The 25,526-nt window shown below is 68.5% G+C and carries 29 protein-coding genes; 13 read left to right on the top strand and 16 right to left on the bottom strand.

The features are described 5' to 3' along the window. Nucleotides 1–36: 36 nt before the first annotated feature. The 3 genes from O9344_RS09845 to O9344_RS09855 all read right to left on the bottom strand — a co-directional run bounded on the left by O9344_RS09845 (nt 37) and on the right by O9344_RS09855 (nt 3,663). Nucleotides 37–903 (bottom strand): amidohydrolase family protein, encoded by an 867-nt coding sequence (locus O9344_RS09845; protein WP_298475931.1) that lies wholly within the window; start codon nt 901–903, stop codon nt 37–39. Then, nucleotides 900–2,786 carry a feruloyl-CoA synthase gene (locus O9344_RS09850; RefSeq protein WP_298475934.1) on the bottom strand — a complete coding sequence of 629 codons (1,887 nt, stop codon included), beginning with the start codon at nt 2,784–2,786 and terminating at the stop codon, nt 900–902. The genes O9344_RS09845 and O9344_RS09850 overlap by 4 nt, the downstream gene beginning before the upstream one ends. 85 nt (nt 2,787–2,871) lie before the next feature. After that, nucleotides 2,872–3,663: a crotonase/enoyl-CoA hydratase family protein gene (locus tag O9344_RS09855; RefSeq protein ID WP_298476323.1), complete on the bottom strand. Its 792-nt coding sequence runs from the start codon at nt 3,661–3,663 to the stop codon at nt 2,872–2,874. Between the two features lie 157 nt (nt 3,664–3,820). On the opposite strand from O9344_RS09855, the gene O9344_RS09860 reads away from it, so the two are divergent. Continuing rightward, the gene (locus tag O9344_RS09860) at nt 3,821–4,258 is read left to right on the top strand and encodes a MarR family transcriptional regulator (RefSeq protein ID WP_298475937.1); all 438 of its coding nucleotides are present in this window, start codon (nt 3,821–3,823) and stop codon (nt 4,256–4,258) included. Nucleotides 4,259–4,265: 7 nt separating this feature from the next. Here O9344_RS09860 and O9344_RS09865 read toward each other — a convergent pair whose 3' ends face one another. The 3 genes from O9344_RS09865 to O9344_RS09875 all read right to left on the bottom strand — a co-directional run bounded on the left by O9344_RS09865 (nt 4,266) and on the right by O9344_RS09875 (nt 6,693). After that, nucleotides 4,266–5,351 carry a BMP family ABC transporter substrate-binding protein gene (locus tag O9344_RS09865; RefSeq protein ID WP_298475940.1) on the bottom strand — a complete coding sequence of 362 codons (1,086 nt, stop codon included), beginning with the start codon at nt 5,349–5,351 and terminating at the stop codon, nt 4,266–4,268. 103 nt (nt 5,352–5,454) lie between these two features. Then, nucleotides 5,455–6,084 (bottom strand): flavin reductase family protein, encoded by a 630-nt coding sequence (locus tag O9344_RS09870; protein WP_298475942.1) that lies wholly within the window; start codon nt 6,082–6,084, stop codon nt 5,455–5,457. 24 nt (nt 6,085–6,108) lie between these two features. Then, a complete protein-coding gene (locus O9344_RS09875) occupies nt 6,109–6,693 on the bottom strand; it encodes a nitroreductase (RefSeq protein ID WP_298475945.1) in 585 nt (194 codons plus the stop codon). A 177-nt stretch (nt 6,694–6,870) separates the two neighbouring features. On the opposite strand from O9344_RS09875, the gene O9344_RS09880 reads away from it, so the two are divergent. Next, nucleotides 6,871–7,965: a hypothetical protein gene (locus O9344_RS09880; protein WP_298475948.1), complete on the top strand. Its 1,095-nt coding sequence runs from the start codon at nt 6,871–6,873 to the stop codon at nt 7,963–7,965. A 395-nt stretch (nt 7,966–8,360) separates the two neighbouring features. Here O9344_RS09880 and thrS read toward each other — a convergent pair whose 3' ends face one another. Further along, nucleotides 8,361–10,331, bottom strand: coding sequence for a threonine--tRNA ligase (gene thrS, locus O9344_RS09885; protein WP_298475950.1), 1,971 nt, complete (start codon nt 10,329–10,331; stop codon nt 8,361–8,363). Between the two features lie 200 nt (nt 10,332–10,531). On the opposite strand from thrS, the gene O9344_RS09890 reads away from it, so the two are divergent. The 3 genes from O9344_RS09890 to O9344_RS09900 all read left to right on the top strand — a co-directional run bounded on the left by O9344_RS09890 (nt 10,532) and on the right by O9344_RS09900 (nt 13,687). Then, nucleotides 10,532–11,236 (top strand): hypothetical protein, encoded by a 705-nt coding sequence (locus O9344_RS09890; protein WP_298475952.1) that lies wholly within the window; start codon nt 10,532–10,534, stop codon nt 11,234–11,236. 132 nt (nt 11,237–11,368) lie between these two features. Then, nucleotides 11,369–12,964, top strand: a complete 1,596-nt coding sequence (locus O9344_RS09895; RefSeq protein ID WP_298475955.1) for an ABC transporter substrate-binding protein — start codon at nt 11,369–11,371, stop codon at nt 12,962–12,964. A 6-nt stretch (nt 12,965–12,970) separates the two neighbouring features. Beyond that, complete coding sequence (locus O9344_RS09900) at nt 12,971–13,687, top strand: DUF1028 domain-containing protein (protein WP_298475958.1); 717 nt, start codon at nt 12,971–12,973, stop codon at nt 13,685–13,687. Between the two features lie 7 nt (nt 13,688–13,694). On the opposite strand, the gene yidD is transcribed toward O9344_RS09900, so the two are convergent. Both yidD and O9344_RS09910 read right to left on the bottom strand, forming a co-directional pair. Next, a complete protein-coding gene (gene yidD, locus O9344_RS09905) occupies nt 13,695–14,069 on the bottom strand; it encodes a membrane protein insertion efficiency factor YidD (RefSeq protein WP_298475960.1) in 375 nt (124 codons plus the stop codon). A gap of 10 nt (nt 14,070–14,079) precedes the next feature. Beyond that, entirely contained in the window at nt 14,080–14,526 is a 447-nt protein-coding gene (locus O9344_RS09910) for an iron-sulfur cluster assembly scaffold protein (protein ID WP_298475963.1), read from the bottom strand. A 262-nt stretch (nt 14,527–14,788) separates the two neighbouring features. On the opposite strand from O9344_RS09910, the gene folE reads away from it, so the two are divergent. Next, nucleotides 14,789–15,418: a GTP cyclohydrolase I FolE gene (gene folE / locus O9344_RS09915; RefSeq protein WP_298475966.1), complete on the top strand. Its 630-nt coding sequence runs from the start codon at nt 14,789–14,791 to the stop codon at nt 15,416–15,418. A 117-nt stretch (nt 15,419–15,535) separates the two neighbouring features. On the opposite strand, the gene O9344_RS09920 is transcribed toward folE, so the two are convergent. Beyond that, complete coding sequence (locus tag O9344_RS09920; RefSeq protein WP_298475969.1) at nt 15,536–16,234, bottom strand: metal-dependent hydrolase; 699 nt, start codon at nt 16,232–16,234, stop codon at nt 15,536–15,538. Between the two features lie 97 nt (nt 16,235–16,331). On the opposite strand from O9344_RS09920, the gene ruvX reads away from it, so the two are divergent. Beyond that, nucleotides 16,332–16,808 (top strand): Holliday junction resolvase RuvX, encoded by a 477-nt coding sequence (gene ruvX, locus O9344_RS09925; protein ID WP_298475972.1) that lies wholly within the window; start codon nt 16,332–16,334, stop codon nt 16,806–16,808. A 36-nt stretch (nt 16,809–16,844) separates the two neighbouring features. Here the strand turns inward: ruvX and O9344_RS09930 are convergent, their stop codons facing one another. Then, the gene (locus O9344_RS09930; RefSeq protein WP_298475975.1) at nt 16,845–17,768 is read right to left on the bottom strand and encodes a helix-turn-helix domain-containing GNAT family N-acetyltransferase; all 924 of its coding nucleotides are present in this window, start codon (nt 17,766–17,768) and stop codon (nt 16,845–16,847) included. Nucleotides 17,769–17,818: 50 nt separating this feature from the next. Further along, entirely contained in the window at nt 17,819–18,061 is a 243-nt protein-coding gene (locus O9344_RS09935) for a FliM/FliN family flagellar motor switch protein (protein ID WP_298475977.1), read from the bottom strand. A gap of 95 nt (nt 18,062–18,156) precedes the next feature. On the opposite strand from O9344_RS09935, the gene lipB reads away from it, so the two are divergent. After that, nucleotides 18,157–18,837 carry a lipoyl(octanoyl) transferase LipB gene (lipB, locus tag O9344_RS09940; RefSeq protein WP_298476326.1) on the top strand — a complete coding sequence of 227 codons (681 nt, stop codon included), beginning with the start codon at nt 18,157–18,159 and terminating at the stop codon, nt 18,835–18,837. 30 nt (nt 18,838–18,867) lie between these two features. Continuing rightward, a complete protein-coding gene (locus O9344_RS09945; RefSeq protein WP_298475980.1) occupies nt 18,868–19,437 on the top strand; it encodes a DinB family protein in 570 nt (189 codons plus the stop codon). A 24-nt stretch (nt 19,438–19,461) separates the two neighbouring features. Here O9344_RS09945 and O9344_RS09950 read toward each other — a convergent pair whose 3' ends face one another. The 3 genes from O9344_RS09950 to O9344_RS09960 are packed head-to-tail and all read right to left on the bottom strand — an operon-like array spanning nt 19,462 to nt 21,687. Then, a complete protein-coding gene (locus O9344_RS09950) occupies nt 19,462–19,749 on the bottom strand; it encodes an acylphosphatase (RefSeq protein WP_298475983.1) in 288 nt (95 codons plus the stop codon). 60 nt (nt 19,750–19,809) lie between these two features. After that, nucleotides 19,810–21,048, bottom strand: coding sequence for a cyclopropane-fatty-acyl-phospholipid synthase family protein (locus O9344_RS09955; RefSeq protein WP_298475986.1), 1,239 nt, complete (start codon nt 21,046–21,048; stop codon nt 19,810–19,812). A gap of 6 nt (nt 21,049–21,054) precedes the next feature. After that, nucleotides 21,055–21,687 (bottom strand): gamma-glutamylcyclotransferase family protein, encoded by a 633-nt coding sequence (locus tag O9344_RS09960; RefSeq protein ID WP_363321932.1) that lies wholly within the window; start codon nt 21,685–21,687, stop codon nt 21,055–21,057. Between O9344_RS09960 and O9344_RS09965 the strand changes: the two genes are divergently transcribed. The 4 genes from O9344_RS09965 to O9344_RS09980 all read left to right on the top strand — a co-directional run bounded on the left by O9344_RS09965 (nt 21,581) and on the right by O9344_RS09980 (nt 25,083). Then, nucleotides 21,581–21,931 (top strand): type II toxin-antitoxin system RelE/ParE family toxin, encoded by a 351-nt coding sequence (locus tag O9344_RS09965; protein ID WP_298475994.1) that lies wholly within the window; start codon nt 21,581–21,583, stop codon nt 21,929–21,931. The genes O9344_RS09960 and O9344_RS09965 overlap by 107 nt on opposite strands. Beyond that, a complete protein-coding gene (locus tag O9344_RS09970; RefSeq protein WP_298475997.1) occupies nt 21,931–22,242 on the top strand; it encodes a helix-turn-helix domain-containing protein in 312 nt (103 codons plus the stop codon). Before O9344_RS09965 ends, O9344_RS09970 begins: the two co-directional genes overlap by 1 nt. Nucleotides 22,243–22,381: 139 nt before the next feature. Beyond that, nucleotides 22,382–24,061 (top strand): IlvD/Edd family dehydratase, encoded by a 1,680-nt coding sequence (locus O9344_RS09975; protein WP_298476329.1) that lies wholly within the window; start codon nt 22,382–22,384, stop codon nt 24,059–24,061. A gap of 95 nt (nt 24,062–24,156) precedes the next feature. Then, entirely contained in the window at nt 24,157–25,083 is a 927-nt protein-coding gene (locus O9344_RS09980) for an AEC family transporter (protein WP_298476000.1), read from the top strand. 52 nt (nt 25,084–25,135) lie between these two features. Here the strand turns inward: O9344_RS09980 and O9344_RS09985 are convergent, their stop codons facing one another. After that, nucleotides 25,136–25,516: a hypothetical protein gene (locus tag O9344_RS09985; protein WP_298476002.1), complete on the bottom strand. Its 381-nt coding sequence runs from the start codon at nt 25,514–25,516 to the stop codon at nt 25,136–25,138. Nucleotides 25,517–25,526 lie beyond the last annotated feature (10 nt).

Genomic DNA, 25,526 nt, shown 5'->3' on the forward strand with positions numbered 1-25,526 from the left:
ACGGTGCCCGTGACGTTTCCTCGTAGCGGGCCGGTCTCAGGCAGCGAGACCGAGCACCCGCATGGCGTTCTGCTTCATGATCAGGTCATGCACTTCGGGCTTGAAGCCGACCTCGGTGAACTGGGCGAGCCAGCGCTCCGGCGGGATCAGCGGAAAATCCGAACCGAACAGCATCTTGGTGCGCAACTGGCTGTTCGCATATTGGACAATTTGAGGCGGGAAGTATTTTGGCATCCAACCCGACAGGTCGATGTAGACGTTGGGCTTGTGGAGCGCCATCGACAGCGCCTCGTCGGTCCAGGGCCAGGACGGATGGGCGAGGATGATCGTCATGTCCGGGAAATCGACGGCGACGTCATCGACATGGATCGGCTGCGAATATTTGAGCCGCATGCCGCCGCCGCCGCGCATGCCCGTCCCGATGCCGGAATGGCCGGTGTGGAAGATGGCCGGCATCTTGTAGTGGGCGATGACCTCGTAGAGCTGATAGGCCATGCGGTCGTTGGGATAGAAGCCCTGGCAGGTCGGGTGGAACTTGAAGCCCTTGACGATGCCGCCCTTGATGAGCTCCTCAGCCTCGCGCGCGCCAAGACGGCCCTTGTGCGGGTCGATGGAGGCAAAGGCGATCATCATGTCGGCATTGTCGCGCGCCGCCTCGGCGATCTCGTCATTGGAGATGCGGCGGTTGCCGATCTGCGCCTCGGTATCGACCGTGAACATGACCAGGCCGATCTTGTGCTTGCGATAGTGCGCGATGGTCTCGGCGATGGTCGGCCGCTTGCCGACCTTGAAATATTTGCCCGCCGCCTCCTCGAAGGGCGCCCAGTAGGGATCGGGCTCCTGGCGGCAGGAGACCTCTGCATGGGTATGGATGTCGATGGCGACGAGGTCCTCGACCTTCATGGGGTCTCTCCTGCACGGCTGTCGGGTCGGATGATGGCCTCGCCCGGCGGCTCGGCATAGAGGGCAGCGACCAGGTCTTTGCGGCGGGTGAGCACCGCCCGCTGGTTGATGGAGCCCTTGTCGGTGAGCTCGCCGGCTTCCAGCGAGGGCGGCACGGTGAGGATGAGGGCGCGGGCGACGCGGTTCGAGGAGCCGGTGGCGGCTGCCGCCAGCACGCCGAGGCGGCGTGCGAGCTCGGCGCGCAGGCCCTCATGGGCGTAGAGCCCGGGATCATTCGACTTGAGGCCGGCGAAGCGGGCGCAGGCCTCGGCATCTGGGACCAGCAGCATGCCGATATCGTCGCGGTCATGGCCGGTCACGACCGTGTCGCGGATCAGCGGATCGAGCGCTGAATTGACGACGTGGCGGAGCGGGCCGACGCTGACCCAGGTGCCGGTGGCAAGCTTGAAGTCCTCCGACAGGCGCCCGTCGAAGAGGAAGCCCTTGGACAGGTCGTCGGGGTCCGCATAGGCGACGGCATCGCCGAAGCAGTAATAGCCCTCGTCGTCGAAGACCTTGGCGGTGAGGTCCGGGCGGCGCCAGTAGCCGGGCGTCACCGTCTCGGCCTTCACCCGCGCCTCGAGCTTGGTGCCGGCGGGGACGAGCTTCAGCGTCACGCCCACCATCGGCAGGCCGATGGCGCCGGCCTGGCCGGTGGCGCGCAGGTTCATGATGGCGGACGGCGCGGTCTCGGTGGCGCCGAGGCCGGTGACGAAGGGGATATCGCGGCCGGCGACCTCGCGGGCAAGCTTCAGGTAGCCGTCCCAGACCGGCTGGGCGAGGCCGGCCCCCGCATAGAACAGCATTTCCAGGCGGCTGAAGAAGTGGCGGGCGAAGGCGCGGTCGGCCTCGAGATGCGGCAGCAGCGCCTCGTAGCCCTTGGGCACGTTGAAATAGGCGGTGGGCGCGACCTCGCGGAGGTTGCGAACGGTCGGCAGGATACCGGCCGCGACCGGCTTGCCCTCGTCGATGTGGAGCGTGCCGCCATGGGTCAGCGCCATGCCGAAATTGTGGTTGGAGCCGAAGGTGTGGTTCCAGGGCAGCCAGTCCACGAAGACCGGCGGGGTTTCGGCCAAAAACGGAAAGCACTGCAGCAGCATGACCTGGTTGGCCATGAGCATGCGCTGGGTGTTGACGACCGCCTTGGGTTCGCCGGTGGAGCCGGAGGTCAGCAGGAACTTGGCGATCGTGTCCGGCCCGATGGCGGCCAAGGCGGCATCGACGCGGGGATCGTCGACCGGGCCTTCGAGGCTCGACAGGTCCCGCACGCCGGCCATGTCGGCATTGGTGGCGGCGACGATGAGCCGGTCCGGCGCGGCGGCCGCGGCCAGCGCGGCGCGGAAGGGTTTGGCATCGGCGACGAAGACGAGGCCGGGGGTCAGGAGCTCGAGGCAGTAGGAGAGCTTGGAGAAGTCCTTCGCCACCAGGCTGTAGGGCGGCGATATCGGGCAATAGGGCACGCCGATCGTCATGGCGGCGAGCGCCATGAGGGCATGGTCGATGCCGTTGCCGGAGAGGATCGCCACGGGCCGCTCGGCGGAAAGGCCGAGGCCGATAAGGCCGGACGCAATGCGGCGCACCCGCGTGAGGCAGTCGGCAAAGGTCAGCGTCCGCCAGGCGCCGTCGGGACCGCGCTCGGCCAGGAAGATGCGATCGGGGGTAGCGGCGGCCCAGTGCACGAGCCGGTCGGGCAGTGCGCGCGGATAGGGGTCGAGCCCCTGGCGGACGGTGACCAGCCGCGTGCCGTCGGCCCGGTCCTCGACGACGGGGTCGAGACGGCCGAGGCGATGCCAGGCATCCGGGGCGGCGGCGGGCGGAGCGTCGAACGAGGCGGCGAGGGCCATGCGGAGCCTCCCGGGGGGCGGCCCTTTCGGGCCTGACGAGGCGGTTGATGGGGATGCACGTGTCGCGGGCGCGGGCGCCCGGCGGTCAGTCGGGACGGGCAACCTTCGCGGCGCGCTTCGACAGGAAGTCGCGCACCCGCGCCTTGGCCTCCGGCATGTTCTGCGCGGTGGAGGCCATCAGCGCCTCGGTGAGGTAGCCGATCGAGGGATCGGCCTCGGCGATGCGCGGCAGGGCGTGGATGACCGCGAAATTGGTCATGTCGGCATTGCCGGCGGCCTTGGCGGCGAGCTGCTTCGCGAGCGCGAGGCCGGTGCCGTCGTCGACGAGGTACTGGCAGGCGCCCGCCCCCCTCGCCTCTTCGGCGGAGAGCGAGCGACCGGTGAGCATCATGTCCTGGACCAGCGGCACGCCGATGAGGCGCGGAATGCGCACCGAGCCACCGCCGCCGAGGAAGATGCCGCGCTGGCCCTCGGGCAGTGCGAAGAAGGCCGAGCGCTCGGCGATGCGGATATGGCTCGCCGCGGCGAGCTCGAAGCCACCGCCGACCACCGCGCCGTGGAGCACGGAGAAGACCGGCACGCGGCCGAACTCGATCTCCTGGAAGGCGCGGTGCCAGCCGAGCGAATGGGCGATGCCGCCGGCGAGATCCGGTTCGCCGCCGACCTCCGACAGGTCGAGGCCGGCGCAGAAATGCTCGCCCTCGCCATGGATGACGACGGCGCGGACCGAAGTCGGAAAAGAGGCGAACAGATCGCGGAGCCCAGCGACCATGGTCTCGGACAGCGCATTGCGCTTCGCCGGCCGCGACAGGCGGATGATGGCGACCGCGCCTTCGATCGACAGCGACAGTCCCGATGCAGGGTTCGGTTCGGCCAGGGCGCCCTCCCTCGGGCTGGTCTCGCCTTCGCGGCGATTAGTTATCTCTCATAACTATTTTCTAGATCGCCTGCCCTTGTCAATGGCCCCTGGAAGCGGACAGGAATGGACAGGGCGCTGCCGCGGTTCGGCTGCCCCACCATTTGCGAGGAGCGGCATGGCTCTGGATCTCGGACCCCTCGACGGCCATGTCGGCTACCTGCTGCGGCGCGCCCAGCTGGCAGTCTTCGCCGATATCATGACGGGTTTTGCCGCCCATGGCATCTCCCCTGCCGATTATGCGGTGCTCACCGTGATCGGCGGCAATTCCGGCGCAGGCCAGAGCCAGGTGGCCGAGAGCCTCGGCATCCAGAAGACGAATTTTGTGCCGCAGATCCGCCGGATGGAGGAGCGCGGCCTCGTCGCCCGCACGCCCTCGCCCACGGACCGACGCTCGATGAGCCTGACGCTGACGGCGGAGGGCGAGACGCTGCTCGCCGAGCTGCACCGCACCGCGCAGGCCCATGTCGACCGGATGCGGGGCCATCTCGGGCCCGAGGCCTATGCGGCGCTGCGCGAGCCGCTGATGCGGCTCGCGGCCATTGGGCCTGGCTGAGCTCAAGTCAGTTGGCGCTCGGCACGCGGTCCTCGATGCCGCGGATGTAGAAGTTCATACCGAGGATCTGCTCGTCGGCGAGGACGCCGTTGCCCTTGCACTCCACGGTGTGGCCGTCCTGGCGCACGATCGGGCAGCGGAAGGGATGGAGCGTGCCGGCCTTGATGGCGGCTTCCGTCGCCTCGGCCATGGCCTTCACGTCAGCCGGCATGTTCGTATAGGGCGCCATGTGGACGAGGCCGGTATTGAGGCCGCCCCAGGTGTCGCCCGAGGTCCACCTGCCATCCAGCATCGCCTGGACGCGCTGGATGTAATAGGGCGCCCAGTCATTGACGATGGAGGTGAGCTGCGCCTTCGGCCCGAAGCGGATCATGTCCGAATCCTGCCCGAAGGCGAGGATGCCGCGCTGCTCGGCGATCTGCATGGCGGCGGGCGAATCGGTGTGCTGGGCGAGGATGTCGGCGCCCTGGTCGGCGAGCGCCTTGGCGGCATCCGCCTCCTTGCCCGGGTCGTACCAGGAATTCACCCAGACGATCTTGATCTTGAGGTCCGGGCGCACCGACTGCACCCCGAGCATGAAGGCATTGATGCCGGAAATGACCTCGGGAATGGCATAGGAGCCGATATAGCCGATCGTTCCGGTCTTCGACATGCGGGCGGCGATCTGGCCGAGGATGTAACGGCCCTCGTAGAAGCGGCCGGCATAGGTCGCAAGGTTCGCCGAGCGCTTGAAGCCGGTGGCGTGCTCGAAGCGCACGTTCGGATGGCGGCGGGCGACGCGCTCGGTCGGGTCCATGAAGCCGAACGAGGTGGTGAAGACGAGGCGATGGCCGGTGCGGGCGAGTTGCTCGATGACGCGCTCGGCATCCGGGCCCTCGGCCACCTTCTCGACGAAGGTCGTCTCGATGCGGTTGCCGAACTGGCGCTCCAGCGCCTGGCGGCCGATATCGTGCTGGTAGGTCCAGCCATGGTCACCGACCGGGCCGACATAGACGAAGCCGATCTTCAGCTTCTCCTGGGCCAGCGAATAGCTGGCGCCGAGCGTTCCGGCCACCGCGAGGGCCGCGGCAGCCAGCATCATCCTTCGGGTCAAGATCCCTCTGATCATCGTGCGTGCCTCCGGCGTAGGGCGGGTTCGGAAGGCACGATGGTGGCGCGGCGCGGCGCCGGGATCAAGCGCCGGTGAAAGCCACCCCTCAGCGGCGCTCGTTGAAGTTGCCGCCGCCCGGGGGCCGCGTCATCTTGAACATCTGCTCCTCGCCGACCTGGAAATACTGGTCGTAGCCGCCGCGCATGACGGGATGCATCTTGCCGGTGTTGACGATGCCATTCTCGATGAAGGCGTCGTCGATGTAGATGCCGACCACCTGGCCGATGACGAGGAAATAGGTGGTGACGCCCTCCAGCGAGGTCAGCGGCACGGTCTGGATCCACTTGCACTCGAGAGCGGCCGGGGCGGCCTTCACCCGCGGCGGCTTGACGTGGACGGACGGCGCGGCCTCAAGGCCGGCGAAGCTCATCTCGTTCTCGCCGCGCGGCAGCGGCGCGGAGGTCATGTTCATCGCGTCCCGCAGGTCCCAGGAGCAGAACGAGCAGGTGAACTCGCCGGTCTCCTCGGCGAAGGCGCGGGCGTCCTTCATGCCGCCGGAGCCGAAGGCCACCATGTGCGGCCGGTCGGAAATGGCGTTGAAAAAGGAATAGGGCGAGCAGTTGATGCGGCCTTGCTTGTCCATCGACGTGATCCAGCCGATGGGGCGCGGCGAGACGATGGCCTTGAACGGGTCGTGCGGCAGGCCGTGATCGGCGGCGGTGACGTTGTAGTGCATGGGGTGTTCCTCGAGGCGGCCGGGTCAGAGGCGCGTGATGATGGCGGACATGTCGGGGCGCACGCGCTCCTCGGCGCGGGCGCTGGCGGTGCCGATATGGACGAAACCGGCGATGGTCTCGTGGGCTTCGAGGCCGAGATGGTCGAGGAACCGGCGATCCATGGACGGCCATTCGGTGATCCAGGTGGCGCCGAAGCCGAAAGCCGCGGCGGCATGGAGCAGGTTGAGGCAAACACCGCCGGCCGAGAGCACCTGTTCCCATTCGGGGATCTTCGGATGCGGGGCGGCGCGCGAAATGACGGCGACGCAGAGAGGCGCGCGCAGGAAACGACCGCGCTCGATGTCGCGGCGCTTGTCGTCGGTGGCTGGATCATCGGTGACGACGATGCGCTCCAGCGCCTCGCCGAGCCTTTTTCCCGCATCCGGGCCGATGACCATGAAGCGCCAGGGCGCGAGCTTGCCATGGTCGGGCACGCGCGCGGCGATCTCCAGAATGGCGTCGAGGGTGGCATCGTCCGGCCCCGGGCCCTGCATCAGGACGAAGGGCGTGGACCGGCGGGTCTTCAGATGGGCGACGAGGGCGGTGTTGACGGCGGCTGGCGCGGACATGGGATCCCCTGGACGGCGAGGCTCACCTAGGCCAGTTCGGCCCTTTCGCCAAGGGGACAGCGGAACGGACCGGTCAACGACGAAGCGGGTGGCCTCGACCTGCAGCGCAGGGAGGGCTTGCTCCGCCGGCATTCCCACACCAAAAAGAGCCACATTGTCCCGCCACCTGAAGGCGTCATGACGGCCGGCCGCAGCCCCTCACCTCTCCTGATCGCGCTGGCGGTGGCCGCCGGCCTCGGCCTGCCGACGGCTCCTGCCCTCGCGCAGTCGCTCGACCGGCCCACCCTGCCGCGGATCGGGCCGGCTCCGTCCACCGAACTGCCGAGCGTCGCGCCCGAACCGCAGCGCCGCCGCCGCCACATGCCGGGCGGCGCCGCGACGCCGTTCTTCACGCTCCCCGACGGGGCGACGCCCTTCACACCGCAAATGGGCATCTCGCCGCTGATGATCCCGCAGATCCCCGGTGCACCGGGGGTGCCGGGCACGCCGGCCCTGCCGCCCCAGTTCGCCGACCGCACCGCGGTTGCCTTCGACGCGCGCTTCCGGCAGGGCGGGCAATATGTCCGCGAGGGCCTGCACTGGCGCGTCTTCGCCGACCAGCCCGAGGCGAACGGCGCCTTTGCTCTCGTCGCCGAATCGCGCGACCCCGCCCCGGTCTTCGCGCTGCGGCCGGGCGCCTACATCCTGCATGTCGCCTTCGGCACGTTCGCGCAGACGCGCCGCCTGAGGATCACCGGCGAGCCCCTGCGCGACAGCATCGTCCTGAATGCCGGGGCCGTGCGGCTCGTCGGCCGCGTCGGCGAGGCGCAGATCCGCAATGCGCGCCTGTCTTTCGACATCTATGCCGGCGGGCTGTTCGACGGCGGCGAGCCGCGCCTCGTCATGCGGCAGGTGCCGGCCGGCGACCTCGTGGCTCTCGCCGAGGGCACCTATCACGTGGTCTCGACCTATGGCGACGCCAACGCCACGATCCGCGCCGACATCCGCATCCGCGCCGGACAGGTGACCGATGCGACGATCCAGCACCGCGCGGCGAACGTGAACCTGAAACTCGTGCAGCAGCGCGAAGGCGGCGATCCCATCGGCAATGCCGCCTGGACGGTGCTGACGCCGGGCGGCGACGTCATCAAGGAATCGATCGGCGCCTATCCCTCCATGGTGCTGCAGGAGGGCGAGTATCTCGCCATTGCCCGCCACGAGGGCCGTGTATTCAACCGGCGGTTCAATGTCGAAGCCGGCAAGGACCTGAACGTCGAGGTCGTGGCGCGGTAGGGCGGCGGCTGGAGGTCCGACGAATCCGCGTTCTCATGTGGCCACGCCGAGATGAGCGCGTTGCAGAAGCCAAGTGCGTCCTTCGAGGCTCGCTACGCTCGCACCTCAGGATGAGGAAGGTGGCGATTGGCAGAAGGCCAAGACCTCTGCGGGGCGGATGCAAAAGCGGTGAAGGATGCAGCCGGACAGCGCGATCGTACGGCATCGGACCAGCGATCTGCCAGTCTCTCCCCACCTCATCCTGAGGTGCGAGCGGAGCGAGCCTCGAAGGACGCACTCCCTGCCTGCCGCGGACTGGCACCGCCCTCACCGTCATGTCCGGCACAAGGCCGGGCATGACGATGCCGAGAGGAATGCTTCAGGTCGAACGAGCGGCAGACGCCACCCTCCCGCCCTCACCCCATCGCCCGCGCGCGGCGCACGTCCGGCGGGGTGGCCTCGTCGGCGAGCTGGGCCACCAGCGCGTCGAGGCCCATCACCTCCTGCGCCTGGCTGCCGAAGCGGCGGACCGAAACGGTGCGATCGGCCGCCTCCTTCTTGCCGACCGCGAGGATCACCGGGATCTTCTGCAGCGAGTGCTCGCGCACCTTGTAGGAGATTTTCTCATTGCGGAGATCGGCATCGGCCTTGAGGCCGGCCTTCTTCAGGGCGCCGAGAACCTCCACCGCATAATCGTCCGCCTCGGAGGTGATGGGGCAGACCATCACCTGCTTGGGCGCGAACCAGAAGGGGAAGGCCCCCGCATAGTTCTCGATGAGGATGCCGATGAAGCGCTCCATGGAGCCGCAGATGGCGCGGTGGACCATGACCGGCGGGATCTTGTCGCCGTCGGCACCGATATAGAAGGCGCCGAAGCGCTCGGGGAGATTGAAGTCCACCTGGGTGGTGCCGCACTGCCAGTCACGGCCGATGGCGTCGCGCAGCACATACTCGAATTTCGGGCCGTAGAAGGCGCCCTCGCCGGGGTTGATGGCGGTCTTGATGCGGCCGCCGGACTGGCTGGCGATCTTCTCCAGCACCTTGCCCATGACGCTCTCGGCGCGGTCCCACAGCGCGTCGGCGCCGACGCGCTTCTCGGGCCTGGTGGAGAGCTTCACCACGATCTCGTCGAAGCCGAAATCGGCATAGGTGGTGAGGATCAGGTCGTTGATCCGGATGCACTCGGCTTCCAGCTGCTCGTCGGTGCAGAAGACGTGGGCGTCATCCTGGGTGAAGCCGCGCACGCGCATCAGGCCGTGCAGCGCGCCCGAGGGCTCGTAACGGTGGACGACGCCGAATTCCGCAAGTTTCATCGGTAGATCACGGTAGGACTTCAAGCCATGCTTGAAGATCTGCACGTGGCCCGGGCAGTTCATCGGCTTGATGGCGAACCAGCGCTTGTCCTCGGCCTCGTCACCGGCGGACTGGGCCGCGAACATGTTCTCGCGATACCAGCCCCAGTGGCCCGAGGTCTCCCACAGCGACTTGTCGAGGAGCTGCGGCGCGTTCACCTCGTCATAGCCGTGCTCGGCAAGGCGGCGGCGCATATAGGCGACGAGGGTCTGGAATATCGACCAGCCCTTGGGGTGCCAGAAGACGACGCCCGGCCCCTCCTCCTGGAAGTGGAACAGGTCCATCTCGCGGCCGAGCCGGCGATGGTCCCGCTTCTCGGCCTCCTCCAGCATGTGGAGATAGGCCTTCAGTTCCTCGTCGGTGCGGAAGGCGGTGGCATAGATGCGGGTGAGCATCGGATTGTTGGAATCGCCGCGCCAATAGGCGCCGGCCACCTTCATCAGCTTGAAGGAATTGCCGATCTGGCCGGTCGAGGCCATGTGGGGCCCGCGGCAGAGGTCGAACCAGCCGCCCTGGTCGTAGAGCTTGATCTCCTGGCCGGCGGGGATCGCCTCCACCAGCTCGACCTTGAAGGCCTCGCCCTTGTCGCGGAAGATCTGCGCGGCCTCGTCGCGCGACACGACGCGCTTGGTGAAGGGCTTGTTGGCGGCGATGATCTTGCGCATCTCCGCCTCGATCGCCGCGAAATCCTCCGGAGTGAAGGGCTCGTTGCGGAAGAAATCGTAATAGAAGCCGTTCTCGATGACCGGGCCGATGGTCACCTGGGTGCCCGGCCAGAGCCTCTGCACCGCCTCCGCCATCACGTGGGCGGCGTCGTGGCGGATCAGCTCCAGCGCCTCGGGGCTCTCGCGGGTGATGAACTCGATGCGGGCATCGCCGGGAATGGGATCGGCGAGGTCGACGACGACGCCGTCGAGCTTGGCGGCGATGGATTTCTTGGCGAGCGACGGCGCGATGGCCTTGGCGACGTCGAGGCTGGAGACGCCGGCGTCATAGGACCGCTGGGCGCCATCGGGGAAGGTCAGGACAGGCATGTCTCTCTCCGCTCACTCCTGCCGACAGAGCAGGTAAGGGGTGGTCTGGTGCATGGATGCGGCCTGGACACGGAGTTGCCGCTGACAGAGGCGGCATCCGGATCCCGGCCGGTGGGATCGCATAACCGAGCGAGGCAGCAAGGGCAATGCGGGAGGGGCGCGGGGTTGCGGTAAGGGCTGGCCAGCTTCAGGCTCGCGCCATGCGCCGCGGCCTCCGACTCGCCCTTCTTCTGCTCGTCGCCGCCGCGGCCAGGCCGGCCGGCGCACAGCACATCCCGGCCCCGCCCTCGGCCGAGTCGGTGCTGCCCACCGCGCCCGCCAACGTCCCCGCCATGACCTTCAGCCTTGTCACCGGCGAGGCAGGGGCCTGCGGGCCGGGCTGCGACCGCTGGATCGCCGCCGAGGGCGTTATCGTCGCCGACACGCCCATCGCCTTTTTCGAGTTCGCGAAGCGGCTCGATGGCGCAAGGCCGCCGCTGCTCATCCAGTCGGAGGGCGGCGTGGTCGAGGCGGCCATGGCGCTCGGCCGCCAGGTGCGCCGGGCGGGGCTCACGACCATGGTGGCGCGCACCGACCGGGCGGGCGCCCTGCCCGCGCCCGCCCTCGACGGCCAGTGCCACGGCGCCTGCCTCTACCTGTTGATGGGCGGCACGGAGCGGGCGATGGCGCCGGGGGCGGAACTGTCGATCAGCCCCATCGCCTTCGATGGGCCGGCGGGCGAGCCCTTCCCCGAGGCCATGCGGCAGCGGCTGGTGGCGGGCGTGCTCATCCGCATCCGCGCCTATCTCGGAGAGATGGGAATCGACCCGGGCCTTGCCACCTTCCTCGACGGCGAACGCTACGAGGGCTTCTTCCCCACCCGAGGCTTCCTCGACCGCCACGCCATCCTCACCCGCGACCCCTGAGCGAGCCTTTCGCACCGGCGATCCTGCACGACTGCCCTGCCCGCCAACCTGCTTGCCGCGCCCCCTGTTCTCGGCGAGCCTGCCTTAGGGACATCCGGTATCGGACGGGCGTCGGCACAGGCGAGGCGGGTGATGGGCTGGTCGGATCGTATGGGGCGCATCGGACGCGCCATCGCGGGTGTGGCGCTGCTGGCGGGCGTGGCGCTGGCGCCCCCCGCGGCGCAGGCGCAGTCGGTGCTGCGCGCGGCCATGCATTCGGACCTGCGCATCCTCGATCCGATCTGGACCACCGCGCTGATCAGCACCCATCACGGCTTCATGGTCTATGACACGCTCTTCGCGGTCGACGAAAAGCTCGAGGTGAAGCCGCAGATGGTGGAGAGCTGGACCGTCAGCGATGACCGGCTGACCTGGACCTTCACGCTGCGCGACGGCCTCGAATTCCATGACGGCCAGCCGGTCACGGCCGAGGACTGCATCGCCTCGATCCGCCGCTGGGGGGCCCGCGACGGCATGGGCCAGAAGCTCATGGCGGTGACGGCAGAGCTCACTGCCTCGGGGCCGAAGACCTTCGTGCTGAAGCTGAAGGAACCCTACGGCCTCGTCATCGCCTCGCTCGGCAAGCCGGCGTCGAACGTGCTCTTCATCATGCCGAAGCGCATCGCCGAGACCGATCCGAACACCCAGATCACCGACGCGACGGGCTCCGGCCCCTTCATCTTCCTGCGCGACCAGTGGAAGCCCGGCGAGCGCGCCGTCTATGTGCGCAATCCCCGCTACCGCCCGCGCGCCGAGCCGCCGTCCGGCATCGCCGGCGGCAAGGTCGTCAAGGTCGACCGGGTCGAATGGATCTGGATCCCCGATGCCCAGACCCAGGTGAGCGCGCTGCAGCGCGGCGAGATCGACTATATCGAGGCTCCGCCGCATGACCTCCTGCCGCTCTTCAAGGGCGACAGCAACATCGCGCTGAAGGTCATGGCCCCGATGGGCCGGCAATATGCCTTCCGCTTCAACGTGCTGCACAAGCCCTTTGACAATGCCCGCATCCGCCAGGCGGTCGCCATCGCCTTCAACCAGGAGGATTTCCTGCGCTCGACCATCGGCGATCCCGACTATTACGTGCTGTGCAAGTCGCTCTTCCCCTGCGGCTCGCCACTCTCGACCGAGGCGGGTTTTGCCGACAGACTGGAGGGCAACATCGCCCGCGCCCGCGCGCTCGTGCAGGAGGCCGGCTATGACGGCTCGCCGGTGGTGCTGCTGCAGTCCACCGATATCGGCTCGCTGTCGAACCTTGCCCCCGTCGCCAAGGCGCTGATGGAGCGGATCGGCCTGCGCGTCGACCTGCAGGCCATGGACTGGCAGACGCTGGTCGCCCGCCGCGCCCGTCGCGACGCGCCGACCGCCGGCGGCTGGAGCGCCTTCCTGACGTCGTGGGGGTCCATCGACGTGCTGGATCCCGCCTCCACAAGCTTCCTGAATGCGAGCTGCGAGCGGGCCGCCTTCGGCTGGCCCTGCGACGCCGAACTCGAGCGGCTGCGCGACGCCTATGCGCGGGAGACGGATGCGGCGAAGCAGAAGGCGATCGCGGAAGCCGTGCAGCGGCGGGTGGCGGACTATCCGACCCATATCCAGCTCGGCCAGTACCTGCAGCCGTCCGCCTATCGCACCAACATTGTCGGCCTGCTCGCCGCCGGCAATCTGGCGCTGTGGAACGTCGAGAAGCGCTGAGGCGCCATGACCTGGTCGATCGTCGCCCATGACCCGGCGAGCGGCGCCTTCGGCGTCGCCGTCGCAACCTGCGCCTTCGCGGTGGGGGCGAGCTGCCCCTTCCTGCGGTCGGGCGTCGGGGCGGTCTCGACCCAGTCCATGACCAACCGCTATCTCGGCCCGGCCATCCTCGACGCCCTGGAGGCGGGCCTGACGCCGGCCGAGGCCATCGAGAAGGCGCTTGCCGCTGACGGGGGCCGGCACCTCCGGCAGGTCCATTGCGTCGATGCGCAGGGCCGCACCGCCGTCTGGACCGGGCGCAACTGTGTGGAGTGGTGCGGCGAGGCGACCGCGCCGCATGTCTCGGTCGCCGGCAACATGCTGGCGGGCCCCGACGTGGTGGCGGCGACGCTCCAAACCTATGAGGCGGGCGGCGAGGACCTCGCGGGTCGCATGATGGCCGCCATGGCGGCGGGAGAAGCCGCCGGCGGCGACCGGCGCGGCAGGCAGTCCGCCGCCATGCTGGTGACCACCACCGAGGACTTTCCCGACCTGAACCTCAGGGTTGACGACCACGCCGATCCACTGGCGGAACTCGACCGGCTGCTCGGGATCTGGCGGCAGACCTCTCCGCCGCGCCGCGGCTGGGCGCCGTCCAAGGCCAATCCGTCCGGGGCGGCCGACATGGAGGCCATCGAGGCGGGATGGAAGGCGCAGGGGCTGGATCTGCGATTCCGTCGCTGAGGCGCGATCAGCGCCCCTCGCCCGCGTCCACCGCCTCACAGACCGGCCCGCCGCGGCGCCAGCGCCAGTCGCCATAGGCGAGCGGCTTCCACCAGGCGGCCTTCTCCGGCAGGACAATCGGCGGATTGTCGATGCCGGACGTGCCGCGCGGATGGCAGCGGCAGAGCCGGGCGAGACCCATCCATCCGCCGGCCCAGAGGCCATGGCGCATCACCGCCTCGTCCATATAGGCCGAGCAGCTCGGCATGTGCCGGCACCAGCGGCCGACGAGCATGGAGATGGTGAGCTGGTAGGTGCGCAGGAGGCCGTGGGCGGCAAGGCGCGGCCAGCGCGGCGGCCGCCAGTCGTTGAAGAGTGCGTCGAGATCCCGATCCCGACTCATGCCGGACGGCTCATTCCGCGGCTTGCGCGCGCGCAGCCGTCGCCTTGCCGACAGCCTCCACGACCGCGTCGAAGGTCAGCAGCGTCGAGGCATGGCGGCCCTTGAAGTCGCGCACCGGCTCCAGCACCGCGACATCGGCCCATTTGCCGGCGGGCGGGGCGCCGTTCTCCTTGAGCATGCGGCGCACGGCGTCGCGCAGGTCCTTCAGCTCGGCGGCAGTGGAGCCGACCACATGCTGCGCCATGATCGACGAGGAGGCCTGGCCGAGGGCGCAGGCCTTCACGTCATGGGCGAAGTCGGCGACGCGGTCGCCATCCATCACCACGTCGACGGTGACGGTGGAGCCGCAGAGGCGCGAATGGGCGGTTGCCGAGCCATCGGGCTGCGGCAGCCGGCCCAGACGCGGGATCGAGGCCGCCAGTTCCAGGATGCGGGCGTTGTAGACGTCGTCGAGCACGTGCCGGCCCTCCGGCCAAAACCATCTGGCGATCAGGGCACGATGGCCCCGCGGGAAGATGAACACCCGTTCATGGAGCGTTCAGGCCCTCCCATCATATATGTGTCGCGTCAGGTCAATAAAGGCCGGCGGGTAACGCCGGGACCCTGGAAACGCCCCCGCATGCGACAACCTGCCGCATCTTTGCGATGTGCGCGGAAGTCGATCCGGAACGTTCTCCAGTGGCGTAGCAGAAAACGTTCCCGAAGCGGAGAGAAGCCTCATGGATGCCGTCGTGACGTCCCTTCCCATGTCGAAGGGGCATGAGTCGCCGCGCCGCCGCCGTCCCAGCCGTGAAGAGGCGGAAGCCGCCGTGCGGACCCTCATCGAATGGGTCGGCGACAATCCGGACCGCGAGGGGCTCATCGACACGCCCCGCCGCATGGTCAAGGCCTGGGAGGATCTCTTCCGCGGCTACGGCCAGTCGGCCGCCAAGGAACTCGGCACGGTCTTCGAGGAGGTCGGCGGCTATGGCGACGTCGTCCTCGTGCGCGACATCCCGTTCTTCTCGCACTGCGAGCACCACATCGTGCCGATCATGGGCCGGGCGCATATCGCCTATTATCCGCGCGAGGGCGTGGTCGGCCTGTCGAAGCTCGCTAAGGTCGTCGATATCTATGCCCGGCGCCTGCAGACGCAGGAGAACATGACGGCGGAGATCGTCGGCGCCATCGAGGAGAGCCTGAAGCCGCGCGGTCTCGCCGTGCTGGTCGAGGCCGAGCACATGTGCATGTCGATGCGCGGCGTGCAGAAGCAGGGTGTCTCGACCATCACCACCGGCTTCACCGGCCTGTTCAAGGACGATGCGTCCGAGCAGGCTCGGTTCATGCAGATGATCCGCGGCTTCCGCTGAGGCGGGGCCTGCGGGCCGCTCAAGCCGTCACACGATCCTCAAGTCTTGGATGCCCGGGCCAAGCCCGGGCATGACGATGGTTGCCCTCGCGAAACACGCGGGCGCGGCAATGATGCCTCAGAACGTCACGCTCTCGCCCGACTTCGGCACGGCCACCTTGGTCTTCGAGCCGGCCATGCCCGCCACGAACGTGTCGGCGGTCTGGTCGAGCAGGCCGAAGGTCGCGTAGTGGCAGGGCACCACCGTGTCGAACTGGAAGAACTTCTTGCAGGCGAAGGCGGCGGCATCGCCGCCCATGGTGAAGCGGTCGCCGACCGGCACCAGCGCATGGGTCGGCTTGTGGTACTCGGCGATGAGGCCCATGTCCGGCATCATGTCGGTGTCGCCCATGGCATAGAGTACCGCCCCGCCCTTCTGCTTGATGATGAGGCCGTTCGGATTGCCGAGCGCATGGCTGACCCCGTCATGGAAATCGGCGGAGGAATGCAGCGCGTTGGTGAGGGTGACGGTGAAGTCGCCCTGGTCGGTGGTGCCGCCGCAATTCATCGGGTCGAAGGCCTTGAGGCCCTTGTGTGCGAGATACATGCACAGGTCGTAGTTGGTCACGACCTTGGCGCCGGTCTCGGCGGCGATCGAGAGCGTGTCGCCGACATGGTCGGAATGGCCGTGGGTGACGAGGACATGCGTCGCGCCGGCGATGGCGGCGGCGCGGTCCCCGGTGAAGCTCGGATTGCCGGTCAGAAACGGGTCGATCAGCACCACGGAGGAGCCGAATTCGAGGCGGAAGGCGGAATGGCCGAACCAGGTGAGCTTCATGGGATCAGTCCTCGTGAGGAGGGATGGGAGAGCGGTTCGCGGGGGAGTATAGGGTGCTGCGTGACGCCCTCAATGCACCCGAAGGACCGTACCTCACATGGCCATTGTCGAACCGCCGGACCTCAGGGCCGTTGTCGCGCCCGGACGCCGGCTCATGGGCCTCGACCTCGGCACCAAGACCATCGGCCTCGCGCTTTGCGACGTGAACTGGACCATCGCCACCCCTCTGGAGACGATCAAGCGGGTGAAGTTCACGCCCGACGTGGAGGCGCTGCTCGGCCTTGCCGCCAAGCACGATGCAGGCGCCCTGGTGATCGGCCTGCCGAAGAACATGGACGGCACCGAGGGGCCGCGGGCCCAGTCCACCCGCTCCTTCGTGCGCAACCTCCTGCCGAAGACCGAGCTGCCCATCGTCTTCTGGGACGAGCGCATGTCGACGGCGGCGGTGACGCGGACGCTGCTCGAGGCGGATGCCTCGCGCGCCCGGCGCGCCGAGCTCGTCGACAAGATGGCCGCGGCCTACATCCTCCAGGGGTTCCTCGACCGGCTGGGCTATGGAGATTTCGGGGAGTGAAGGGGCTTCCGAGAGAAGCCCGTCCCGCGCCAAGGCTCATGAGGCTCCGAAATCCAGTGTCCAGTTCTGCCCGACCAGATCCACCCCGAAGGACTGGTGCCGCTCCTCGGAGGCCAGCACAAAGCCCTCTGCCACATAGATGCCCCGGGCTGCGGTGAGGCAGTCATTGGTCCAGAGCGTCATGCCGCGATAGCCGGCCTCGCGGGCGAAGGCGATGCACTCGGCAACCAGACGCTTTCCGAGCCCCGTTCCGCGTGTCGAGGCATCGACATAGAGCATCCGGAGCTTGGCCACCCCCTCCCCGCCATCGACGCAAAAGACCGAGCCGACCACCTCGCCGCGCCGCTCGGCGATGAAGGCGCGCTCGCGGGCGGGATCGTTGGACTTCAGGAACGCCGCGCCGATCTCGGCGGCCAGGGCCTCGAACTCGTCGTTCCAGCCATACTCCGTCGCATAGACGCGGGCCTGCCCGGCAATGATCGCGCCCATGTCGCCGAGGCGGTGGCGGCGGATCGTGACCGCGGCCCCCTCCCCCGCCATGACGCCCTGGATCTCGGTCATGGCGCCGACGAGCCGGTCGCGGTCGGCGGGACCGAGGCGGGCCAGCAAGCCCGCCACCTCGTCGCGCGAGGCCTGGTCATAGGGCGCGAAGGCGGCCCGGCCCGCCGCGGTGAGCGCCAGGACCTGCCGCCGCCCATCCTCCGGCGCGGGGCTGCGCACGAGCAGGCCGTCCCGTTCGAAGCGGCCGAGGATGCGCGAGAGGTAACCGGCGTCCAGACCGAGTTCCGCGCCGAGATCGCGCGCCGTCAGGCCATCACGCGTGAACAGCTCGTAGAGAACGCGCGCCTCCGTCAGCGACCAGGGGCCGCCGAGATAATGGCCGAGAAGGCCGATGGCGCGGGTGTAGAAGCGGTTGAAGCCGCGGATCGCGGCGATCTGCGCGTCGGGTGATGGGGACATGGCCTTCCTCTCAGGGGAAGGCTGGAGCAATCACTTGACAGAGTCAACTATTACCGGAGATCGATCGGCCGGGGCAGCATTTCGGTGATTTGCACGCCGATGCGGTTGCCGTTGATCACCACCTGGCCACGGGCGACGGGCATGTCGTTGGCGAGGATTTGCACCTCGTCGTCCTCCGTGGCATCGAGTTCGATGATGGCGCCGCGGGCCATGCGCAACATCTGATGGATCGGCATGACCGTCGTCCCGAGGACGACGGAGATATCGACGGAGACGGTATCGAGCTGAGCCATAGCACCTGTTGCCGCATGCACTGTCCGGGGACGCCGATACCCTGACCCAACATGGTGAACGAGTGGTAAACGACCGTTCCAATCTGGTGCTGGCGATGGCCGCGCCTGCCGATGCGCCGCCGGTGGAATGGGTGGTGTCGGACCGTCTCGTCCCTTACGAGGAGGCCCTCGCCGCCATGGAGGCCCATGTCGCGGCGATTGCCGAAGGACGGGCTGCCGAGCGCGTCTGGTTGCTGGAACACCCGCCGCTCTATACCTCCGGAACCTCGGCCAAGGCCGACAGCGTGGTGGATGCGCGTTTTCCCGTCTTCGAAGCGGGTCGCGGCGGGCAGATGACCTATCACGGGCCGGGCCAGCGGGTGGCCTATGTCATGCTCGACCTCAACCGCCGCAAGCGGGACCTCAGGGTCTTCGTCGCCGCGCTGGAGGACTGGATCATTGGCACGCTGGATGCCTTCAACATCCGCGGCGAGCGGCGCGAGGATCGCGTCGGCGTCTGGGTGAAGCGGCCCGACAAGGGCGCGGAGGTCGAGGACAAGATCGCCGCCATCGGCATCCGCGTGAAGCGCTGGGTGACACTCCACGGCATCTCGCTCAACGTCGAGCCGGAGCTCTCGCATTTCGACGGAATCGTCCCCTGCGGCATCGTCGATCCGCGCTATGGCGTGACGAGCCTCGTCGATCTCGGCCTGCCGGTCACCTTGCCCGAGGTTGATGCCATCCTGCGGCGCGCCTTCGAGGATCGTTTCGGACCGACCGTGGCGGTGGAGGGTTGATCTCCGCTGCGTGTCCGCAAGGAGCCGCCGATGACCGCCTCAGCCGTCCAGACCTTCCGCGCCTTCGCCCATAACAACGCCTGGGCGAACCATCGCCTGCTGACGGCCTGCCAAGGCCTGTCCGCTGAGGACTTCGCGGCCGAGCGCACCGGCTTCTTCCCGAGCCTTGCAGCGACGCTGAACCACATCCTCGTCATCGACTGGTTCTATGTGGACGCGCTGGAGGGCGGGATGCTCGGGCCGAAGGCCTGGGAGAACCGGATTCCGCATCCGCTGCTTGCCGATCTGACGCGTGAACAGGCGGCGGTGGACCGGCGGCTGATCGCGGTCTGCGAGGCCCTCACCGAGGCCGCGCTCGACGGCGAGGTGCGCGTCAACCGCGTCGTGAGGATGCAGGTGGAGCGGCGCGACCGGCTGCTGATGCATCTCTTCCAGCACCAGATCCACCATCGCGGCCAGGCCCATGCGATGCTAGTGGGAACGGCAGTGAAACCGCCGCAGCTCGACGAGTTCTTCTCCGTGGGAGAAGCGGACCTGCGGGCGGCGGAGTTCGCGGAATTGGGTTGGACGGAAGAGAAGGTGTGGTCGAAGGGCGCCTGAGGCGGCTTTCGGGAGCCCTGCCCCTCACATCGTCGGCCGAATCTCCACCTCACCAGCCGTCACGCCCGCCGCCTCCTCCGCCGTCGCCGGACGCCGGTCGATACGGTCGACCTTGGCGCCCAGGGGACCTGCCATCGCCACCCTGACGAGGTCCTCGACCGCCACGGCGTCGCCCTCCACCACCGCCTCGACCGTCTCGTCGGCGCGGTTGCGCACCCAGCCCGACAGCCCGCGGGCCAGCGCCTGCCGGCGGAACCACTGGCGATAGCCGACGCCCTGGACGATGCCTGCAAATTTCAGGTGGAGCGGCATCTCATTGCCTCGCATTGTCTTCACGCGAACCGGTACCCACGTCGCTTGAAAATGCTTCGGCTACCACGGCAGCACGCCCTCCCGCGCCTTCAGGCCCTCTTCGGCTGCCGTGATGAAGTCGCGCGTTACCGGCACGGCATCGCGCTTCTCGGAGAGCAGGAGCTGGTAGACCATGTTGGAGCCGTCGCGGAAGCCGAGCTCCACCGCCGCGAGATAGAACTCCCACATGCGGGCGAAGCGCTCGCCCTGCATGGCGACGACCCGGTCGCGCACGGCCTCGAAATTCTCCCGCCAGGCCTTGATCGTCCAGTAGTAGTGGAGGCGCAGCACCTCGCAATCGTCCACCCAGAGGCCGCAGCGCTCGGTGGAGGCGAAGACCTCGGAAAGCGCCGGCACATAGCCGCCGGGGAAGATGTATTTGCGGATGAAGGGCGCGGTGGTGCCGGGCGGCGACATGCGGCCGATGGCGTGGATCATGGCATAGCCGCCGGGGCCGCAGAGACGCTTCACGGTCGCGAAATAGTCGTCGAAATGGGCGACGCCGACATGTTCCATCATGCCGACCGAGACGACCCGGTCGAAGGTGCCGGTGAGCTCGCGATAGTCCTTCTCGAAGAAGGTGACGCGGTCGGCGACGCCGGCGGACGCCACACGCTCCTTCGAGGCGGCGAGCTGGTCGGGCCAGACGTTGATGGCGGTGACCTTGGCCCCGCAGACGGCGGCGAGATAGGTCGCAAGCCCGCCCCAGCCCGAGCCGATCTCGGCGACCGTCATGCCCGGCTCGATCTGCAGCTTCGCTGCGATATGGCGCATCTTCGCGATCTGCGCATCCTTCAGGGCCATGTCCGGCCGCGCGAAGTAGGCGCAGGAATAGCTCATCGTCTCGTCGAGCCAGAGCTCGTAGAAGGCTCTCGGGTGGTCGTAGTGGCTGGAGACATTGGCCGCAGCCTCGCCGACCTTGTTCGACTGCTGCCGCCGCTTCAGCGCCCGCCAGACCTTGCGCAGGGCCTGCTGGACGGGGTGCGAGCCAAGGCCGGCGCGGTTGACCGAGAACAGCGTCAGCAGGTCGAGGACCCGGCCGCCCTCCTCGATGGTCAGCCGGCCGTCCATATAGGCTTCGGCCGAGGCGAGCTCTGGATTGAAGAAGAGCTGGCGCTGAACCTTCTCGTCATGGAGCTTCACGGTGACCAGCGGCCCGTCCAGCCCTGAGCCGAAGCTCTCGGTGGTGCCGTCGTGGTGGATCACCGTCAGCCGGCCGTTGCGGACGAAGCGCGACAGGAGATGGGCGAGAAGGCTCATGCGGGGTCACCCTCGACATCCACGCCGCGCGAGACGGCGAAGCCCGGCCTGTGCGGACGCGGGCAGGTTCCAGGTCATTGCCGGGCCGAGAACGGCCTCCAGGTAAGGACGGCGATGGAGACGCGCCCCCTCGCGCATCCCGGCCCCATGGTAGACGAAGCAGCGTCGGGCGCCACCCGTCATGCGGATCGGCATGAGCCGGCGGCGATAGCGGCCGGGTCCGAGGCCCTCATAGGCATCGAGCCGGGCGAGGTCGCGGGGCGTGAGGCGCCAGACGACGCCATGCACGGCGCCGGCGGGCGCAGCCTTGACCGCCAGATAGCCGGCGGCCGTCACGACGAGGCGTTGGCGGTCCAGCCGGCCGAGGCCGGCGGCGTAAGCGCCCGGCGCGCGCAGCGCCATGTCCGGCAGGCTCATGTTGGTGCCATAGGCAAAACAGAACATAAGACAGGGATGGCAAAGACGGGGAAGCGGGGCAAGGGGCGCGCCGGTCCACCTTGATTGATATACGGCCCTGCCGTATAATGCGTCTATGCAGACGGTGCTGCTGACCCCGACCTTCGAAAGTGAGGCGCGGCGCGCAGGGCTGACCGACGACGAGGTGCTGCACATCGCCTCCGTCATCGCCGCGGAGCCCATGGCGGGCGACCTGATCCCGGGAACGGGCGGAGCTCGCAAGCTGCGCTTTGCCGGGCGCGGAGCGGGCAAGAGCGGCGGCTATCGCACCGTCCACTATTTCGGCGGGGTGGATGTGCCGGTCTTCCTGCTGACGGTCTATGGCAAGGGGGAGAAAGCCAACCTCACCCGGGCCGAACGGAATGCGCTGGCAGCGCTGTTGCCGCGGATCGCCGCGAACTGGCGAAGCCGGCGAGGGAGAGACTGATGGGACGGTTTGGAGAGACGCTGATCCAGAGCGCCCGCGAGGCGGAAGCCATTGCGCGCGGCGAGATGGCGCCGGCGCGCGAGATCCCGATCGAGGAGATCGACGTGGCCGCCATCCGCAAGCGGCTGAACCTGTCCCAGGATCGTTTCGCCCGCCGGTTTGGCCTGTCGCCAGCAACCGTCCGCGACTGGGAGCAAAAGCGGCGGCGGCCGGATCGGATCGCAACAGCCCTGCTGCGCGTGATCGACCACGCGCCGGAGACGGTCGCACGCGCGCTGGAGGACGCCCCCTCCCCGCCATCGCGCGACTGACCTTCGCAGAGCGGCCTCCCGATTCTCCCTGCCGCGTGCTTTGGTGCGCGCCAGGGAGTGAACGACCATGGCGAAAAGCCCGACATCCAAGGCTACGACGAACAAGACCACGACGCAGCGCCCGAAGGCCGCCCGCGGCATGCGCAAGGGGCTCACCGCCTATGGCGATGCGGGATTCTCGCTGTTCCTGCGCAAGGCCTTCATCAAGGCCGCCGGCTTCTCCGACGACGCGCTGGACCGGCCGATCATCGGAATCACCGACACCTCGTCGGACTACAATCCCTGCCACGGCAATGTCCGCGCCCTGGTCGAGGCGGTGAAGCGTGGCGTCATGCTGTCGGGCGGCCTGCCCTTCGCCTTCCCCACCGTCTCGATCCACGAGAGCTTCTCCAACCCCACCTCGATGTTCCTGCGCAACCTCATGGCCATGGACACAGAGGAGATGGTGCGCGCCCAGCCGATGGACGCGGTGGTGCTGATCGGCGGCTGCGACAAGACCGTGCCGGCCCAGCTCATGGGCGCGGCCTCGGCCGATGTGCCGGCGATCCAGCTCATCACCGGCCCGATGCTGGTCGGCCATTACAAGGGCGAGGTGCTCGGCGCCTGCACCGATTGCCGCCGCCTCTGGGCCATGCACCGCGCCGGCAAGATCGACGAGGCGGAGATCGAGGCGGTGTCGCAGCGTCTCGCGCCGACCGTCGGCACCTGCATGGTGATGGGCACGGCCTCGACCATGGGCTGCCTCGTCGAAGCCCTCGGCATGGCCCTGCCGCATACCGGCACGATCCCCGCGACCCATGCCGACCGCATCCGCGCGGCGGAGGCGTCCGGCCGCGAGGCGGTGAAGCTCGCCGCGTCAGGCCGCAAGCCCAGGGACGTGATGACCCAGGCCTCGCTGCGCAACGCCATGGTGGTGCTGCAGGCCATCGGCGGCTCGACCAATGCGGTGGTGCATCTGGCCGCCGTCGCCGGCCGCCTTGGCCTTAGCTGGGACCTCGACGAGCTCGACCGGATCGGCCGCGAGGTGCCGGTGCTGCTCGACCTCAAGCCCGCCGGCTCCAACTACATGGAGCATTTCCACTGGTCGGGCGGCGTGCCGCGGCTCCTGAAGGAGCTCAAGGATCATCTCGACCTCGACGCGCCGACCGTCACCGGCGAGCGGCTCGGCGACTGGGCCGACCGCGCCGAGGAGGTGCCGGGCCAGACCATCATCCGCTCGCTCGGGCAGCCCCTGAAGAAGACCGGCGCCCATGCGGTGCTGCGCGGCTCGCTCGCTCCCGGCGGGGCGGTGATCAAGGCGGCGGCGGCGACGCCGAAGCTGATGGTGCATACGGGGCGCGCCGTCGTCTTCGAGGATGTCGAGGACATGACCAACCGCATCGACGATCCCGATCTCGACGTCACCGCCGACGACATCCTCGTCATGCGCAATGCCGGGCCGAAGGGCCATCCGGGCATGCCAGAGGCGGGGCTGCTGCCGATCCCGAAGAAGCTGGCGCAGCAGGGCGTGACGGACATGATCCGCATCTCCGATGCGCGCATGTCGGGAACGGCTTATGGCACCATCGTGCTGCATGTGACACCGGAGGCGGCGGAGGGCTCGCCGCTGGCGCTGGTGCGGTCCGGTGACCGCATCAGCCTCGACGTGCCGAACCGGCGGGTGGACCTGCTGGTGAGCGAGGCCGAACTCGCGGAGCGACGCAAGTCGTGGAAGAAGCCGAAGCACATGCGCCAGCGCCAGCGCGGCTACCGCAAGCTCTACCTCGACCACGTGACCCAGGCCGACAAGGGCTGCGACTTCGACTTCCTGGAGAAGTGAGCGGGGGCCAGCACCGCCCCTCCCCCTTTCGCGCACCCCCTCATGCGCGGCGCGTGGTTGCGCGACCGGCGCCGGCGTGATCGAAGACGCCCGCCATGTCCCTGCTCATTTCCAGCCTCGCCCCGGTCTTCCTGCTCATCGTGCTCGGCGCCTATCTCAAGGTCATGCCGCTGACCGACGAGGCCGGCTGGCGCGGGCTCGAGCGCGCCACCTACTACGTCTTCTTCCCGGCCATGATCATCATGACCCTGGCCAAGGCCGATCTCGGCACGGTGCCGGTGGTGGCCATGGGCCTGTCGCTGATCGCCGCCATCCTCGCCATGACGGTGATCCTCCTCGTGCTGCGCCCGGTGCTTGCCGGCTCGCTCGGCATGGACGGGCCGGCCTTCACCTCGGTGTTCCAGGGCGCGACGCGGTGGAATTCCTTCGTCGCCATCGCCACGGCGGGCTCGCTCTATGGCCAGCTTGGCCTGACGCTCACCGCCATTTCGGTGGCGGCGATGATCCCGCTGCTCAATGTGCTGGCGGTGGTGATGCTGCAGCGTCACGCTCAAGGGAAGCCAATCGTCCTCGGGCCGACGCTGAAGGCGCTGATCTCCAATCCCTTCATCTGGTCCTCGGTGATCGGCATCGTCATCAACCTGTCCGGCCTGAAGCTGCCGATGATCGCCATGCGCTTCGGGGATATCCTCGGCGCGGCGGCGCTCGGCACCGGCCTCCTGCTGGTCGGCGCGGGTCTCGACGTGAAGGCGGCGATGCGGCCGCGCGCCATCACCTGGATCACCACGGGGCTGAAGCTCGCGCTCATGCCGGCCATGGTCGCGGCCATCGCCATGGCGCTCGGCGTCGATGGCGTGACGCTGAAGGTCGCGATCCTCTCCGCCGCCATGCCGACGGCGTCCGGCTCCTACATCCTCGCCCGCCAGATGGGCGGCGACGCGCCGCTCATGGCGGAGATCCTCACCGTGCAGACGCTGATTGCCGTGGTGACGATCCCGCTGGTTCTGTCGCTGGCGGGGTGAAACGCCAACGGCCCCCGCGAGGGGGCCGCCGCGTTCATCGGCTCAGCGCCGATCAGCGATAGTCGCGGAACGTGTGCGGATAGCGCTCGTCCACCGCCGGGCCACGGCGATAGCGCACCGGCGGGCGCTCGTAGACATAGGCCGGCTCCTCGTAATAGCGCTGGCGCGGCGCGTAGTAGCCGCCGCCATAGCCATAGGCGCCGTAGCGCGGCGCGTAGTAGCTGTTCTCATAGGCCTGGCGGCGCTGGTCGGCAGCGATCGCCGCGGCGCCAAGGCCGATGATGCCCAGCGCGATGCCGGCGCCGATGGCCGCGCCATTGTCGCGGTGATAATGGCGGCGATAGTACTGCGCCTCGGCGGGCGCAACAGCGGCGGCGGTGCCGAGGGCGACGATGCCGGCAGCAATGGCGGCCTTCACTTTGCGGGAAATCATGGGACTGCCC

It is taken from the genome of Phreatobacter sp. (assembly GCF_027532945.1).
Lineage (GTDB): Bacteria > Pseudomonadota > Alphaproteobacteria > Rhizobiales > Phreatobacteraceae > Phreatobacter.